Source organism: Streptomyces sp. ITFR-21, assembly GCF_031844685.1.
Taxonomy (GTDB): Bacteria; Actinomycetota; Actinomycetes; order Streptomycetales; family Streptomycetaceae; genus Actinacidiphila.
Genome location: NZ_CP134605.1, coordinates 6347641 through 6362327, shown reverse-complemented (window position 1 = coordinate 6362327; position 14687 = coordinate 6347641). Strand labels below are relative to the sequence as shown.

The 14687-nt window shown below is 72.7% G+C and carries 15 protein-coding genes; 10 read left to right on the top strand and 5 right to left on the bottom strand.

The window, feature by feature from the left end:
* Nucleotides 1–163 precede the first annotated feature (163 nt).
* Together RLT57_RS28185 and RLT57_RS28180 are read left to right on the top strand one after the other, a co-directional pair.
* Nucleotides 164–1111, top strand: a complete 948-nt coding sequence (locus tag RLT57_RS28185; RefSeq protein WP_311300064.1) for a N(4)-(beta-N-acetylglucosaminyl)-L-asparaginase — start codon at nt 164–166, stop codon at nt 1109–1111.
* Complete coding sequence (locus RLT57_RS28180) at nt 1108–1938, top strand: M55 family metallopeptidase (protein ID WP_311300063.1); 831 nt, start codon at nt 1108–1110, stop codon at nt 1936–1938. The genes RLT57_RS28185 and RLT57_RS28180 overlap by 4 nt, the downstream gene beginning before the upstream one ends.
* A gap of 31 nt (nt 1939–1969) precedes the next feature.
* On the opposite strand, the gene RLT57_RS28175 is transcribed toward RLT57_RS28180, so the two are convergent.
* The 4 genes from RLT57_RS28175 to RLT57_RS28160 all read right to left on the bottom strand — a co-directional run bounded on the left by RLT57_RS28175 (nt 1970) and on the right by RLT57_RS28160 (nt 5386).
* Nucleotides 1970–2674: a glycosyltransferase gene (locus RLT57_RS28175; protein ID WP_311300062.1), complete on the bottom strand. Its 705-nt coding sequence runs from the start codon at nt 2672–2674 to the stop codon at nt 1970–1972.
* Complete coding sequence (locus tag RLT57_RS28170) at nt 2671–3258, bottom strand: class I SAM-dependent methyltransferase (protein ID WP_311300896.1); 588 nt, start codon at nt 3256–3258, stop codon at nt 2671–2673. The genes RLT57_RS28175 and RLT57_RS28170 overlap by 4 nt, the downstream gene beginning before the upstream one ends.
* Before the next feature lie 167 nt (nt 3259–3425).
* Complete coding sequence (locus tag RLT57_RS28165) at nt 3426–4199, bottom strand: PIG-L deacetylase family protein (RefSeq protein WP_311300061.1); 774 nt, start codon at nt 4197–4199, stop codon at nt 3426–3428.
* Nucleotides 4196–5386, bottom strand: coding sequence for an acyl-CoA dehydrogenase (locus tag RLT57_RS28160; RefSeq protein WP_311300060.1), 1191 nt, complete (start codon nt 5384–5386; stop codon nt 4196–4198). The genes RLT57_RS28165 and RLT57_RS28160 overlap by 4 nt, the downstream gene beginning before the upstream one ends.
* A 681-nt stretch (nt 5387–6067) precedes the next feature.
* Here RLT57_RS28160 and RLT57_RS28155 point away from each other — a divergent pair.
* Both RLT57_RS28155 and RLT57_RS28150 read left to right on the top strand, forming a co-directional pair.
* Complete coding sequence (locus RLT57_RS28155; protein ID WP_399129558.1) at nt 6068–6979, top strand: SigB/SigF/SigG family RNA polymerase sigma factor; 912 nt, start codon at nt 6068–6070, stop codon at nt 6977–6979.
* Between the two features lie 492 nt (nt 6980–7471).
* Nucleotides 7472–8002: a TerD family protein gene (locus RLT57_RS28150; protein WP_311300059.1), complete on the top strand. Its 531-nt coding sequence runs from the start codon at nt 7472–7474 to the stop codon at nt 8000–8002.
* A gap of 58 nt (nt 8003–8060) precedes the next feature.
* Here the strand turns inward: RLT57_RS28150 and RLT57_RS28145 are convergent, their stop codons facing one another.
* On the bottom strand, nt 8061–9065 hold the full coding sequence (locus RLT57_RS28145) for a DUF2252 domain-containing protein (RefSeq protein ID WP_311300058.1): 1005 nt from the start codon (nt 9063–9065) through the stop codon (nt 8061–8063).
* A 405-nt stretch (nt 9066–9470) separates the two neighbouring features.
* On the opposite strand from RLT57_RS28145, the gene RLT57_RS28140 reads away from it, so the two are divergent.
* The 6 genes from RLT57_RS28140 to RLT57_RS28115 all read left to right on the top strand — a co-directional run bounded on the left by RLT57_RS28140 (nt 9471) and on the right by RLT57_RS28115 (nt 14683).
* Entirely contained in the window at nt 9471–10610 is a 1140-nt protein-coding gene (locus tag RLT57_RS28140; RefSeq protein ID WP_311300057.1) for an ATP-binding protein, read from the top strand.
* A complete protein-coding gene (locus tag RLT57_RS28135) occupies nt 10607–11014 on the top strand; it encodes a roadblock/LC7 domain-containing protein (RefSeq protein WP_311300056.1) in 408 nt (135 codons plus the stop codon). The genes RLT57_RS28140 and RLT57_RS28135 overlap by 4 nt, the downstream gene beginning before the upstream one ends.
* Nucleotides 11011–11391, top strand: a complete 381-nt coding sequence (locus RLT57_RS28130; RefSeq protein ID WP_311300055.1) for a DUF742 domain-containing protein — start codon at nt 11011–11013, stop codon at nt 11389–11391. The genes RLT57_RS28135 and RLT57_RS28130 overlap by 4 nt, the downstream gene beginning before the upstream one ends.
* Nucleotides 11363–11956 (top strand): GTP-binding protein, encoded by a 594-nt coding sequence (locus tag RLT57_RS28125; protein ID WP_311300054.1) that lies wholly within the window; start codon nt 11363–11365, stop codon nt 11954–11956. The genes RLT57_RS28130 and RLT57_RS28125 overlap by 29 nt, the downstream gene beginning before the upstream one ends.
* Nucleotides 11957–11967: 11 nt before the next feature.
* Complete coding sequence (locus tag RLT57_RS28120; RefSeq protein WP_311300053.1) at nt 11968–13320, top strand: cytochrome P450; 1353 nt, start codon at nt 11968–11970, stop codon at nt 13318–13320.
* A 106-nt stretch (nt 13321–13426) separates the two neighbouring features.
* The gene (locus RLT57_RS28115) at nt 13427–14683 is read left to right on the top strand and encodes a cytochrome P450 (RefSeq protein ID WP_399129553.1); all 1257 of its coding nucleotides are present in this window, start codon (nt 13427–13429) and stop codon (nt 14681–14683) included.
* The last annotated feature ends 4 nt before the right edge of the window (nt 14684–14687 follow it).

Here is a 14687-nt window from a genome sequence, read left to right as displayed (position 1 = left end):
GCGGCGGTGCGTTCCGGCAGGTCGGCGGGGGCGGGGTGCCCGGTTGTCACCGGTGGATGGGAGACTGCGCCCATGTACACGTAAGCGGCCACGCGGGCCGCGGCCCGACCGACGGGCCGCGCCGCGGACACGGCCGGACGGCTGGGCACCGGACAGGAGGATCATGCCGGAAGCGGTGATCATCGGCAGTGAGCGCAGCGAGGTCGGGCTGCCGACCGGGATGGACGTGCTGCGGCGCGGCGGCTCGGCGCTGGACGCGGTGGAGGCCGCCATGCGCCGCTGCGAGGACAACCCGGCCGACCACTACGTCGGCACCGCAGGACTGCCCAACGCGCAGGGCGTGGTGGAGCTGGACGCCTCCTTGATGCTGGGCTCCGGGCGGCAGTTCGGGGCGGTGGCCGCGCTGCGCGGCTACCCGAACCCGATCTCGGTGGCCAGGGCGGTGCTGGAGAGGCTGCCGCAGCACAGCCTGCTGGTGGGCGAGGGCGCAGCGCTCTTCGCCGCGGAGAACGGCTTCACCACCGCCGAGCTGCTCACCGACGCGTCGCGGGAGCTGTGGCGCAAACAGGTCACCCAGTCCCGGGAGTCGGTGGAGGGCGAGAACACCGCCGCCACCGACGGCGACGCGCGGTACCGGGAGAGCGCGCTCGAGCTGATCCGCCGGCTGGCGCCGCACGAGGGGCCGTGGGGGACCATCAACATCATCGCGCTGGACGCCTCCGGCGAGATGTGCGTCGGGGTCTCCACCTCCGGCTACCCGTACAAGTACCCCGGCCGGGTGGGCGACTCGGCGCTGCCGGGCGCCGGCAACTGGTGCGACCTGCGGGCCGGCGGCGCCGCCTGCACCGGCCGCGGCGAGCTGAGCATGCGCGGCGGCACCGCCCGGACGATCGTCGACCTGCTGGCGGCCGGGCAGGACCCGTCGGACGCCTGCCGGGCGGCGCTGGCCGACGCGGCGACACTGCCGGACGACTTCCGCGCCGAGCTGCGGGCGCTGGCCCTCACCCCGGACGGCCGGCACGGCGGGGCGGCCGGCCAGCAGGGCAGTGTCTACGCGCTGATGACCGACGCCTCCACCGAGCCGGAGTTCCGGCCGCGGAGCGTGCTGTGAAGATCTTCGTCTCCTCCGATATGGAGGGCACCGCGGGTGTGGTCGACTGGTCGCAGTGCCGCCAGGGCCAGCCCGAGTACGAGTACTACCGCCTCCTGCTGCAGAAGGAGGTCAACGCGGCCATCGAGGGCGCGATGGCCGCCGGGGCCACCCGGTTCCTGGTCAACGACTCGCACTCCACGATGGCCAACCTGCGCCCCGACGCGCTGTCCGGCCGGGCGCGCTACCTGTCGGGCCGGCACAAGCCGCTGTACATGATGCAGGGTCTGGACGCCTCCTTCGACGGCGTCTTCCTCGTCTCCTACCACGGCTCGATGTCCGGCCCGCACGCGACGCTCTCGCACACCTACAACCCGGCGGCGATCGGCGAGGTGCGGCTGAACGGCGTGGTGGCCGGAGAGAGCGGCGTCAACGCGCTGGTGGCGCTCGGCCACGGCGTGCCGGTGCTGCTGATCACCGGCGACGAGACCACGGCCGCCGAGCTGCGGCCGTTCAGCCCGGCCGCGGTCGGCGCGGTCGTGAAGTCGTCGGTCTCCCGGTTCGCCGCCGACAGCCTGCACCCGGCCGAGGCCCGCGAGCTGATCCACGACGCGGCCCGCCGGGCGGTCGAGGCGCTGCCGTCCGCCGCGCCGCCGCGGATCGAGCTGCCGGCCACCCTCTCGGTACGGATGCGGAACCCGGACCTGGCCGAGATGGCCACCTGGATCAGCGGGATCGAGGCCGACCCGGCCGACCCGCTGACCGTCCACATGACGGACGAGGACCCGATCCGCCTGTACCGGACGTTCGTCACGGCGGTGCTGCTGACCCGGGGCATAGCGGAGTGACCCGCCCGGTACGGCATGTCCTGGGCGCGTCCTAGGCGGGCGGTTCGGTGAGCGCCGCCAGGTGGTCGGCGAAGCCGCCGCGGGCGCGGGCGCGCAGGCGGTCGGAGGTGACGACGGGGCAGTCGGGGGTGCGCAGGACGCGGTGGCCGAGCCGTTCCAGGGCGTCGACCAGCGCCCGGTCCTCGCCGACGCCGAGGGGCGGGAAGCCGCCCGCCGCGCGGTAGGCGTCGCCGGTCAGCCCGAGGTTGGCGCCGTGGATGTGCGGGTGGTGCCAGAAGGCGCCGTCGGCCGGCCGGGTGGCCTCGTAGTGGGCCCGGTGGCGGGCACCGAGTGGGACCGGGGTGGTGGCGGGAAGGGTGACGGTGCCGACGACCGCTTCCCAGCCCTCGCGGGCGCGGGCGCGGTGGTAGGCGAGCCAGGACGGGGGGACGACGCTGTCGGCGTCGGTGGCCGCGATCCAGGTACCGCCGGCGCCGAGTTCGCGCAGCGCCCGTTCGGTGCCGGCCGCGCGGGCCCGGCCCGGGTTGCGGCAGTCCGCCGCGACGACGAGGGCGCCCGCCCGGCCGGCCACGTCGGCCGTGCGGTCCCGGCAGGAGTCGGCGACCACCACGGTGAGCACCCGGACGCCCGCGAGGTCCGGGTGCCGGGCGGCCAGGGCGACGCCGTCCAGCGCCGCGGGCAGCAGCGCCTCCTCGTTGTGGGCGGGTATGACGACGGCGACGGCCCTGACGCTCACACCAGGCCATCCCGTCCGGCGGGGCTCGGCGGCCGGCGTCCGTCGGGCAGGAGCCGCGCGTGGGTCTGGAGCACGAAGTCGTCCTCGCGGTGGTCGGTGAGCAGGCCGAGGCCGGCCACGGCGGCGAGCCTCTCGGCGATGTCGGCGCCGGTGCGCAGGTGCTCGGGCACCGGGTGGTTCCAGTGCGCGGTGACCAGGGTGCCGCCGGGTTCCAGCGCGGCCACCGCGCGGGCCAGCAGCCGGTCCAGGTCCTGGCCGTCGAAGTAGTAGAGCAGCTCGCAGAGCGCGATCAGGTCGAAGGTGCCGTCGGGCCACTCGTCGGGCAGGGTCAGCCGGCGGACGGTGACCTGCGGCAGTCCGGCCGTACGCCGCCGGGCGGTCGCCACGGCGGACCCGACCCGGTCGCAGGCGAGCAGCTCCTCGCAGCGGCCGGCCAGCCGCCGGGTCAGTTCGCCGACCGAGCAGGCCGGCTCGAAGGCCCGTCGGTAGCGGGGCAGCGGCAGCGCGGCCACCGTCAGGTCGTACTTGCGCCGCTCATACCAGCGTTCGGCCAGGTGCCAGGGGTCGTCGGCGCGCTCGTACATGCCGTCGAAGTACGAGGCGGGCGTACCCGCGCCACCCGGGTCCGGGCCGCGGCGCGCTCCCGGACGGCGGTCCGGCCCCGTGCCGTTTGGGCCCGCGGCGCCGCCGGTGTCCGTACTCCCCGGGCCCGTACCGCCGTCCGGATCCGCCGCGTCCGGATCCGCCGCGCTCACGCGAAGACCACCTCGATGTCGCGCAGGTGGTGGGCGAGCTCGCCGGGCGGCAGGACCGCCGCGTCCTCCGGGTCCGGTCCCAGTGGCCGGATCTGGCTGGTAAAACGTTCGGCGGCGGTCCGTTTCCGGGCCCGCGCGGTCTCGGTGAGGAGGATGCGGCGGGCGGACGACCACGGGACGCGGGGGTCGTCGGGCCGGGCCCAGTGCCACATCCACACCGGGTACATCAGGCAGGGCACGTCGGCCTCCCGGCAGGCGGCGAGCGCGGACCGGCCGGCGGCCTCGTGGTCGCCGTGGATGTCGCCGATCCAGGGCGCCAGGCACAGCCGGGCACCGCGCAGCAGGTTGCCGAGGTCGGCGATCACGGCGTCCTCGTGGAAGGCGACCTCGGTGTCGGGCACCTTCAGCCGGACCACGGCGGCCTCGCCCGCGCCCAGTTCGGCGAGCGCGTCGCGCAGTTCCGCGGCCCGGATGTCGGCCAGCCGGCCGGGAGTGACGCTCCTGCCGGCTTCGTGGGAGCGCTCGCCGTCGGTGACGGACACGACGGTGACGGACACCCCCGCCTCGGCGAGCATCGCGATCACGCCGCCGGCGCCCAGCACCTCGTCGTCCGGGTGGGCGGCCACGACCACGACCCGTCCCGAGCCGGGCAGCCGTACGACGGGGAGTTTCTCCCAGCCGTCCCAGGCCCGCCAGTGGCTCTCGTCGGTGCCGGGGGCCTGGATGGGGTTGGCGTAGACGGGCTGCCGGGGCCCGGGGCGCTCGGTCACGATGACTCCTTGCGCACGGCGAGGCCGCCCAGCTCGGCGAGGCTGCGTTCGGCGTGGTGCTGGCGGATGTAGACGGCCAGGTCGGCCGTGTTGCGGGCGTGCCGCTCGTCGTGGCAGAGCGGCCCGGCCCCGGTGGCGCGCCCGACGTGGGTCAGGACGTCGGCGCAGACCGACTCGACGAAGGCGCGCACCCGCAGGCCGCGGACCCGGGCGGCGCCCTCGGTGTCGTACGGGTCGCGGTCGATCTCCGCGGCGGCCTGCCGCAGGACGGCGCCCGCCGCGTGCAGCCGCATGTCGACGGCGCCCAGGTGGGCGTCGGTGAGCGGATCGGGGCCGCGGCGGGACGCCGTCTCGACCAGTACGGCGGCCACGGCGCGGGCCCCGCCGTACCAGCACGCGGCCACGCCGATGCCGCCGTGCTGGAAGCCGGGCCTGGTCAGATACCGCGCCACGGCGCCGACGGGTTCGGCGGGCACGGTGTGGAAGCGCACGTCGGGGGTGTCGCTGCCGGCCATGCCGAGGGCCTGCCAGCTGCCCGCGACCGGCCGGCAGCCGGTGCCGTCGCCGGCCGCCCCGGTCCGGACGGCGAAGAGCCGGCGGCCGTCCCCGGCGTTCGCGGTGACCAGGGCGTGGGTGCAGCTGTGCGCGCCCGAGCAGTAGGGCTTGAGGCCGCTGAGCGTCCAGCCCCGGTCGGTGCGGGTGGCGGTGAGCCCCTCCCCCGGCGATTCCGCGGCCCACACGCCCCAGCGTTCCCCGGGTCCCGGCGGCGGGCCGCCGAGTTCGGCCAGGATCGCCACCGCGTCCACGTGGCCCTCCACCAGCCGCGCCAGGCACAGGTCCTGTTCGGCCACCGCGGTGAGCGCGGCGAACCGCTCAGCGGTCCGCCCCGAGCCCGGAAGCGGGCAGTCGAAGGCGCCGGCGGACAGCTCGGCCACCTGCCGGGCGAAGCGGGCGGCGGTCCGCCGGCGGGCCGCCGCGGCGCGGAAGCCCTCGGTTTCGGCGCCGGCGTCCTCCTCGGAGGAGTGCGCCGCTTCCGCTCCGGCTCCCCCGGCTTCCACCACGCGGGGGTTCGGGTCCCCGGCGGCGGTCGCGGTCACGGGGGATTCGGTCCCGGTTCCGGCGTCCCCGGTCACGGCGTCTCCCGTGGCCGGCGGGGCCGGCCGGTTCTGGTGCGTGGCGCTGTGCATCAGTGGTGCTCCTTGGCGCGCGGCCGGCTCGTTCTCCGCTCTCACCTTCGCCCACATCCGGGGCGTACGCATCCGCGTGCCCGGGAACCGCCGCGGCGCGGGGCCGAGGGACGCCGGGACCAGGGACGCCGGGGCGGCCCGGCGGATACGTTACGCAGGGTCGCCGGTCCCGCCGTGTCCGCGGGGGTGTTCCCGGCGTCCGCGGGGTGGCCGAACGGCCGGTGGAGCCGTCCCTGGCCGCCGGGCCGGCCGCCGGGCGGCCGGACGCGGCGGCGCCCGGCCGGTTCGTCCCGGCCGGGCGCCGCACCAGCCGCACCAGCGGTACGAGCGATACGCGCCGCCCCGGCTCGGCGGACCCGCTGCCAGAGGTACCACCGGCACCGGCGGGCCGACGCCGGGCCGCGGCGCGGGGGCGGCGGCGAAGCCGAGCCGCCACGGCAGCGCGCCACGACGGCGACCCGCCCACGCCGCGTTCAGCCCGAAGCGGCGCCGAACGGGACCAGCGCGGGAAGCAGTGCGACGGGAAGCGGTCCCACGACCGTCACCCCCACGGGGCCGCCCGCCCCGGGTACCGCCGGGTCCGCCGCGGCCGGCCTGCGGGGCGAAGGGGCACAGAATGCGTGAGATGCCGGAAGCAGGGTACGAGGGGCTTGGCAGACCCGCTAATTTAAGGTGAATGACGTGACGGTATCCACGCACTACGCGAGAACGTCCGTCCAGTCCGCCCGGACCGGTCGGGCGCCCGTCGGCGCGAGCGGCGAGGCGGCGCACGCCGGCGAACTGCCGTGGATCGCGGACACCGGCAAGGTCACCCCGGCGAACGCGCGGATCCTGTCGAAGCTGTTCTTCGACCGGCTGGCGACCCTGGAAGAGGGCACCCCCGAGTACAGCTACGCGCGCAACACGCTGATCGAGATGAACATGTCGCTGGTGCGCTTCAGCGCCCGCCGCTTCCGCGGCCGCGGCCCCGAGGAGATGGAGGACATCCTCCAGGTCGGCACCATCGGGCTGATCAAGGCCATCGACCGGTTCGACCTGAGCCGCGAGGTGGAGTTCACCACCTTCGCCGTCCCGTACATCGTCGGCGAGATGAAGCGGTTCTTCCGCGACACGACCTGGGCGGTGCACGTTCCGCGCCGGCTCCAGGAGCTGCGGGTGGAACTTGCCAAGGCCCGCGACCACCTGGCCGCCGTGCTGGACGCCCAGCCCACCGTGCGGGAACTGGCCGTCTACCTGGGGCTCAGCGAGGAAGAGGTCATCGACGGGCTGGTGGCCTCCAACGGCTACACCGCCGGCTCCATCGACCTGCTGACCGGCGACAACGAGGACGCCGGGGCCGACTCCGGCCGCTCCTACGCCGACACCATCGGTGCCTGCGACCCGGCCATGGAACTCGTCGAGGACTTCCACTCCCTGGCGCCCCTGCTGGAGCGGCTGGACCGCCGGGAGCGCGTCATCCTGGAGATGCGTTTCGGCCAGGAGATGACGCAGGCCCGGATCGGCGAGGAACTCGGCTACTCCCAGATGCACGTCTCGCGCATCCTCTCCCGCACGCTGGCCCGGCTGCGCGCGGGCATGCTCACCGAGCGCTGAGCGCGGGCCGCCTGCGACGCCCGGCCGGTGTAGCGCGACGACCCGCACACCGCCGGCCGCCCGCGGCCGGCCCGCCCGCCACCGTCCGCCCCGGTGACGATCGCGATCCGCGGCGCGGCGGCGCCGGTGGCAGCGTTCGGAGCGGTCACGGGAACCCCTTCGCCCGTCCCGTTCCGCCCGGCCGGGTGTTCCGTTTGGGCGGAACGGCCGCCGCGTCCGGCCCTTCGGCCCGGCGTCCGGGGCCGCGGCAGGCCGGCCGGGACGGCTCGGCCGCCCGCGGCGGCGGCCGGTCCGAGCGGCGGAGCACTCCCCCCGGACGGGGCGCCGGGCGCCCGGCGCCCCGTCCGGCCGACGCTCCCGGTGTGGCCGGAAGCCGCCCCCCGCGGCGCGGCGCCGCCGGATCGGTGTGGACAGCGGGAGCGGTGACGTGGTTAATCGTCGTGAGACCCTGACCGGTGGTCAGGGACACGGTCAGGCAGGGGGAACAGCTCGGTGCACAGCTTCAACAAGGGGACCGGGAAAGTGGAAGTGCAGCTCAAATGGGACCCGAGCCCGCTGGGCGCGCCGGACAGCGATCTGGACATCATCGCCGCCACCTACACGACGGGCGACACGCACGGTGCGCCCGCGTACCTGGTGTACTTCGACAGCAGGTCGCCGGACGGCACCATCACTCTCAACCGGGACAGTACGAACGGCAGGGGCTTCGGCATCGACGAGTCGATGACCCTGGAGCTGAACCGGCTCGGCGACGGCTACGGCCGGGTCGTCGTCGGTGTCGCGATCCAGCAGCACAACGGGCGGATGGTGTTCGGCGACATACTGAACCCCGAGTTCCGGATCGTCGAGGGCTACACGGAGCTGTCCGCTGGCGACTTCGGCGAGGTGGCCGGGTCGACCGCCGCGACCGTCGCCGAGTTCGTCCGGTACGGGGGCGGCGAGTGGGAGTTCCACCCGTTCGTGCGCGGCTTCGACGCCGACCCGAACACCTTCGCGCGGACGATGGGCGGCGCTCCGTCCTGATCCGGCCGGCGCGCCGGCGCGCGTCCCCGCCGCCGCGGGTGCGAGCCGCCCGAACCGCTCACGCCGCCCGGGCGGTTCGCACCCGGCCGGTTCCGGCCGCGTCGAGCAGGGCCCGGTGATCGCGCTCGTTCTGGTCGGCGTAGCTCTCGGCGAAGCGGGTCACGGCCCAGTCGAGCACGGCACCGCGGCCCAGGTGGGCGGCCAGGGCGATCCGGTCGCCGGGCCTGGGTTGCGCGCGGGCGAGGGTGGCGCCGCACAGTTCGCCGAACTTCCCCTTGCCCGGCGGCACCATCAGCGACGGCTCGGCGACGCCCTTCCAGTCACGCAGCTGCCGTACGTAGAAGTCCCGTTCCCGGCCGTCGAGGCCCTGGGTGCGCTGCCAGCCGAGGAAGATGTCGCTGGCGGCCTGCATCAGCCGCTGTCCGGCGACCACCCGTTCCCCATCGGTCGCGTGTCCGCCGGCGCCCACGTGGGCGGCCAGCACCGACGCGCCGGCCGCCTTCGCCTGGAGGCTGCCGCGGGTACGCGCCTTGGCCAGCGCCGCGGCGACCTGCCTGCGGCCCCGGGCGCGCAGCGCGCCGGACCCGACGGCCCGCAACGGGTCCACGTCCTGGCGGGCGTACCAGACGTCGAGGTCGCGCATCCCGGCGAAGCGGCGCATCTGCTCGCGGTGGCAGCGGACGGCGGCGCGCACGACGCGGGCGCGCTCGCGGTCGGTGTAGCCGTTCTCGCGTCCGGCGATGACCAGGCTGGTGGCCAGCCGCTTGACGTCCCACTCCCACGGGCCGGGCAGCGTCTCGTCGAAGTCGTTGATGTCGAAGAGCAGGTGCCGTTCCGGGGAGGCCGGCAGCCGGGAGTTCAGCATGTGGGCGTCGCCGCAGAGTTGGACCCGCGGCCCGGAGACGGGGGTGGCCGCGAGATCGGCCGCCATGACGCCGGGGGCGCCCCGGTAGCAGCGGAACGGGGACTCCGACATCCGGGCGTACCGGATCGGCACCAGCTCCGGGACCCGGTCGGCCGACTGGTCCTCGATGAGGTTCACCGGGTCGAAGCGCCCCGGCACCGGCTCGAACTCCTCGTGGCTGGATCTGGGCGCCCCGGTCCGCGCCGCCTTCCCCCGGGCGGCCCGCTCCCCCGGGGGACAGCCGCGGCCCTGCGGGTGTGCCGCTCTGGGTGCTCACCCGGTACCTCCTCGTTCCCTGCCTCATGGCGCTGGCACGCGGCCCGCCGCGCGCGCCGGCCGGACGGCCGCAGCGGGCGGCCGTCATGCCCCGGGCATATCCGGGGCAAAGAAGCCAATTCCGCGAATTAAAGATCAGAATCCCCCCGGAATAGGACAGACCGACCGCAGGGACAGCCTCAGCTCCGGTGGTAACATCGTCGCGCCTGCTTCCTTGGTCTAAACGTGTTGTGTGCATAACTCCGGGTTCACCTTCGGCCGGGCAGGTAAAAGCCAGGAAAGAGACTCATGACCAACCTTCTGCAGGATCCAGCGTTTTGGTGCGTGATCGCGGCTGTGCTGATCGGCGCCGCGATAATTCGTAGAAACAGGAGAGTCATTTCGGTACAGGGCGAGCAGTTAGCACAATGGGAGGACCGGCTGGCCGAGCAGGCGGTGCAGCACGAGAGGTCCATCGGTGACGCCGAGGCGGCGGCCGAGGAGCGGACGAAGACGGTGCTGAAATCCGCCACCCGTACGCTGCAGAGCCTGGCCGGCGAGCAGCAGGTGGTGATCGAGGACCTGCAGCGCAAGTACGGCGGTCACCCGGTGCTGCACGAGCTGCTGGAGGTGAACCACGCCAACGCGCAGTTCGCACGCCGCGCGCAGGCCATCGCGGTGATCTGCGGCGGGTTCCTGGGACGCCGCAAGGACGCGGCGAGCGTCTACGACGTCATCCGCAGCGCGCAGGGCCAGATCCGCAACTTCGAGCGGGTGCAGATCCGGTCGCAGAGCGGTTTCGGTATCGAGGCGAAGGCGATCAGCGGTATTTCGCTGGCACTGGCGGAACTGCTCGCCAACGCCGCCAATTACTCGCGCCCCGACACGGCGATCGAGGTCAACATCCAGCCCGTGCACAACGGGCTCTGCGTCATCGTCGACGACTTCGGCGTCGGTATGAGTGACGAACAGAAGCAGAAGGCCGGCAAAATGCTGTCGGGCGAGTACATACCGGCGATGTCGGAGCTCGGAAACCCGCCGCAGTTCGGCTTCCCGGTGATCGCGGAACTTTCCCGACGTTACGGGTTCAGCGTCGATGTCAGCAGCACGTCTCCTTATGGGGGGGTACGGGCCGTGGTCCGGCTTCCGGAGGATCTTCTGACCGAGCAGATCGTGGAGCCCGGCGCGTCCGCCCCGTCCGTGATCAGCCCCGTGGCCCCGGCTCCCGACCTGTCGGAGCCCGCCGGGCGCACCGCGAACGGCCTGCCCAAGCGGGCCGCCCGGCAGGCGCCCATGTCGATCGTCCGGGTGCCCGCGAACGCCGGACACGACGCGCCGTCCGAGGACGACAGTGCGATCGCCGCCGCGCGCATGGCGGCGCTCCAGCAAGGCACCCGGTCGGGACGTCAGCCCACCGCCGCAAACCGTGAGGGGTCCGAGCCAAAGTGACCACACAAGATCTGTCGTGGATGCTTGAGGACATCGTTTCCAACGTGTCAGGGGCGCGGCACGCCATTCTCCTGTCGGCCGACGGTCTGCGCCGCGGTACGACGAATGGCATGAGCGCCGACCTGGCGGACACGATCTCCGCCGCCATGAGCGGTATGCAGTCCCTCAGCCGCGCCACCGCGCGCTTCGCGGGCCCCGACGACGCCCCGAAGTGGCAGCAGACGGTCATCGAGTTCAAGCACGGCTGGATCTTCCTGATCGCCGCGGGCCAGGGCGCCTACCTCGCCGTCGCCGCCGCTCCCGACATCGACATGCAGGAGATCACCTTCCGTATGCACCAGTTGGTGTCGAGGCTGGGCAAGGAACTGATGACGCTCCCTCGCGAGATGGCTGACAACACGTGACGGACGAACCGGATCTGGATCTGGATCTGACCGGCGCGTTAGTCAGGCCCTACGTCATCACCAACGGGCAGGACCTGCCCTCCGACGAGCAGTTCTCGATGACCACCCTGGTCATGGCGACCGAGGACGCGCCGGGGAGCCGGATCCTCGCCCCGGAGAGCCAGCACATCCTGGATCTGTGCGCCGGGGGTTACCTCTCGGTCGTGGAGGTGGCAGGCCACACCGGCCTGCCCCTGGGCGTGGTCAGGATCGTGCTGGCCCAACTGGCGGAGCGGCGCCTTATCAATACGCGTGCAGCGGTCCCCCTCGCCCAGCGCACCGACAGAAAACTTCTCGAGGATGTACTCAATGGCCTCAAGGATCGTTTCGGAGCGTGATGGCGTGTACGTAGGGTCGCAGGTCCACACTCTCGTCAAAGTGCTCGTCGTCGGCCATTTCGGCGTCGGGAAGACGACCTACATCGGGAAGATCTCGGAGATCGAACCGCTGCGCACCGAAGAGGTCATCACCCAGGCGAGTACGGGTATCGACGACCTCTCCGGTACGCCCGACAAGAAGACAACCACGGTCGCCATGGACTTCGGGCGGCTCACACTCAGCGACAACCTGGTGCTCTATCTGTTCGGCACGCCGGGGCAGGAGCGTTTCAAGGAACTGTGGGAGGACCTGTCCATTGGCGCCCTGGGGGCGCTGGTACTGGTCGACCCCAAGCGACTGGGCGAGTCCTTCCCGGTACTGGATCTGATCGAGCAGTACGCACTGCCGTGTGCCGTCGGGGTGAACCACTTCGAGGGCAGCGAGCCCTATCCCATAGACGAGGTCCGCGAGGCCTTGAACCTTCCGGCGGAAACGCCCATAGTGCCCTGCGATGTACGTGACCGGAACTCCGCGGTCCAAGCTCTGATCACCCTCGTGACCTACCTTCAGTCCCGCCTCGATTAGGAGTCACCCGAATGCCCCAGCACGCCGGCGACCAAGAACCGCCGCCCGGATGCCCCGCGCACGGCAGGACCCCGCTGTACGGTCCGGAGTTCGGCGCCGACCCGGATGCCCACTACGCGTACCTGCGGAGTTTCGGGCCGACGGCGCCGGTCGAGATCGCGCCCGGCGTCCCCGTGGAGCTCGTCACCAGTTACTCCACGGCCCTGCGCATCCTGCAGAACCCGAGCACCTTCGTCCGGGACTCGCGCCGCTGGCGTGACCTGAACGAGGGCCGGATACCCGCCGACAGCCCGGCGCTGCCCATGATGGGCTACCGGCCCAACGCGCTGTTCTCCGACGGCGCGGCCCACGCCCGGCTGCGGAACGCGGTGACGGACAGTCTGGCGACCGTGGACGAGCACCGGTTGACCCGGCTGGTCCAGCGGGTCGCCGAGTACCTGATCAGCCAGTTCAGCGGCCGGCGGATCGGCAACGCCGACCTGGTGGCCGACTACGCCCAGCAGCTGCCGCTGCTGGTCTACAGCGACCTGTTCGGCTGCCCCGCGGACATCGGCGACCGGATCATCCTCGGCATCAGCGGCATCTTCGAGGGCGCCGACGGCGCCAACGAGATTCTCGGCGGCGCCCTGATGGAGCTGATCGCGCTCAAGCGGCGGCACCCGGGCGACGATGTGACGTCCCGGATGATGCAGCACCCGTCGGGACTGTCCGACGCCGAGATGGCCAACCAGCTGGTGACGCTGCTCTCCGGCGGCACCGCGCCGCTGCAGTCGCTGATCAGCGTCGGCTCGGCGCTGATGCTCGGCGACGACCGCTATGCGCAGACCCAGCACTCGTCGGGCCTGCTGGTCGAGGACGCGGTCAGCGAAGTGCTGTGGAACTACGCCCCGATCGCCAACTACGCGGTGCACTACCCGGTGCACGACGTGGAGGTGGACGGCAAGGTGCTGCGGGCCGACGACCCGGTGGTGATCAGCTTCGCGGCGGCGAACACCGACCCCGCGATGGCGCAGGACCGGTCGCTGACCGGCGGGCGGGCGCACCTCGCGTTCGGCGCGGGACCACACGTCTGCCCGGCCAAGGACCCGGCGCTGGTGATCGCGATCACCGCCATCGAGACGCTGCTGAACCGGCTGCCGGACATCGAGCTGCGGATCGACCTCAAGGACCTGAGCTGGGTGCCGGCGCCGTGGAGCCGCTCGCTCATCACGCTTCCGGTGCGCTTCACGCCCAAGGCGCAGCCCGTGCAGCCGCCGCTCGCGTCCGCCCAGGGCGGGTCCGCGGCGAGGTCCGCTGGGCCTGCCCAGCCGGCCAAGAACACCCGCTGGAGCAAGTTCCTCACCTGGCTCAACGGAGGCGTGTGACCCAGACGACAAGGATGCACCCGGGCACCACCGCGTGAGTGTTCAACCAGAGGGGTAGGAACGTCCAGCCCATCCCCCCCTTGATCCCGTGAAGGAGCCTTACGTCGTGGAGCCCGCGATAACTCCGCACATCGATCGGCGTTCAGTGGTATCGATCTTCTCCCGGCTTCGGACCGCAAAAGGGCAGACGAATCCTTCCCAGCTTTACCGTGAGCTCCGGTCGATGGGCGGTGTCGTGCCGGCGCCCTGGGGCGGTCGCCTCGTCACCTCCTTCGATCTCTGCGACCGGATTCTGCGCAGCAGGGACTGGTTGGAGCCCGACACGCAGTGGCGCGCACGGCAGGGGGAGGCGACACGCTGGAGTGCCGTTTCCTCCCAGGAGATGGGCAGGACGCTGGCCGGGCTCAACCCGCCCGACCACACCCGGGTGCGCCGTTCCGTGGGCAACATGTTCGACCGGACGGCGCTGTCGGCGCTGCGCACGTCGATAACCGATATCACCAGCGGCCTTGTGGACCGGCTCACCGAACGGCTGCACGACGGTGAGGCGGATTTCCACGACCTGGTCAGCGAGGAACTCCCGGTCCTCACCATCGGGCGCTGGCTGGGACTTCCGCCCGCCGATTACCCGTATTTACGGGAGCTGACCCATGAACAGGTGTTCGCGCAGGAATTGCTGCCGTCCGCCAGTCAGCTCGCCCGCTCGGACGCCGCGACGAGGCAGCTCCGCGACTATTTCATCGCCCTGGTCCGGGAACGCAGGGCCGCCCCCGGCGCCGACCCGGTCTCCGGCTGGATCCGGGTCTGGGACACGATGGAGTCCGACCGCGAGGCCGCCGACGAGGCGGTCTACTTCCTGGCCCTGTTCGTCCTGCTGGCCGCCCTGGAGACGACCTCGACGCTGCTGTCCACGATGATGTGGCTGCTGCTCAAGCACCCCCGGCAGTGGGACTGGCTGCGCGCCCACCCCGACCACGTGCCCGGGGCCGTCGAGGAGGTACTGCGCTACGACTCCCCCACCCATGTGATCAGCCGCGTGGCGAAGACCGACACCGCGATCGCCGACTGGCCGGTGGGGGCCGACGAGATGGTGCACCTGATGGTGGGGGCGGCCAACCACGACCCCGACAAGCACCTGGACGCCCACCTCTTCGACGTACGCCGCAAGGCCACCCACCTCAGCTTCAGCAACGGCATCCACTACTGCCTCGGCGCGCCGCTGGCCCGGCTGGAAGCCCAGTCGCTGCTGCACGGGCTGCTGAACCGGCTGCCGTACCTCTCCTTGGCCCGCGACCCCGAGTGGGCGCCCCGGGTCGCCTTCCGCCGCGTCATGACCCTCCCTGTCGTCGTAACCCCAGCATGAGGTG

Coding starts and splice junctions, on each gene's coding strand:
- RLT57_RS28185 (WP_311300064.1), top strand. CDS start 164: ATGCCGGAAGCGGTGATCATCGGCAGTGAGCGCAGCGAGGTCGGGCTG.
- RLT57_RS28170 (WP_311300896.1), bottom strand. CDS start 3,258: ATGTACGAGCGCGCCGACGACCCCTGGCACCTGGCCGAACGCTGGTAT.
- RLT57_RS28160 (WP_311300060.1), bottom strand. CDS start 5,386: ATGCACAGCGCCACGCACCAGAACCGGCCGGCCCCGCCGGCCACGGGA.
- RLT57_RS28140 (WP_311300057.1), top strand. CDS start 9,471: ATGACCAACCTTCTGCAGGATCCAGCGTTTTGGTGCGTGATCGCGGCT.
- RLT57_RS28125 (WP_311300054.1), top strand. CDS start 11,363: ATGGCCTCAAGGATCGTTTCGGAGCGTGATGGCGTGTACGTAGGGTCG.
- RLT57_RS28120 (WP_311300053.1), top strand. CDS start 11,968: ATGCCCCAGCACGCCGGCGACCAAGAACCGCCGCCCGGATGCCCCGCG.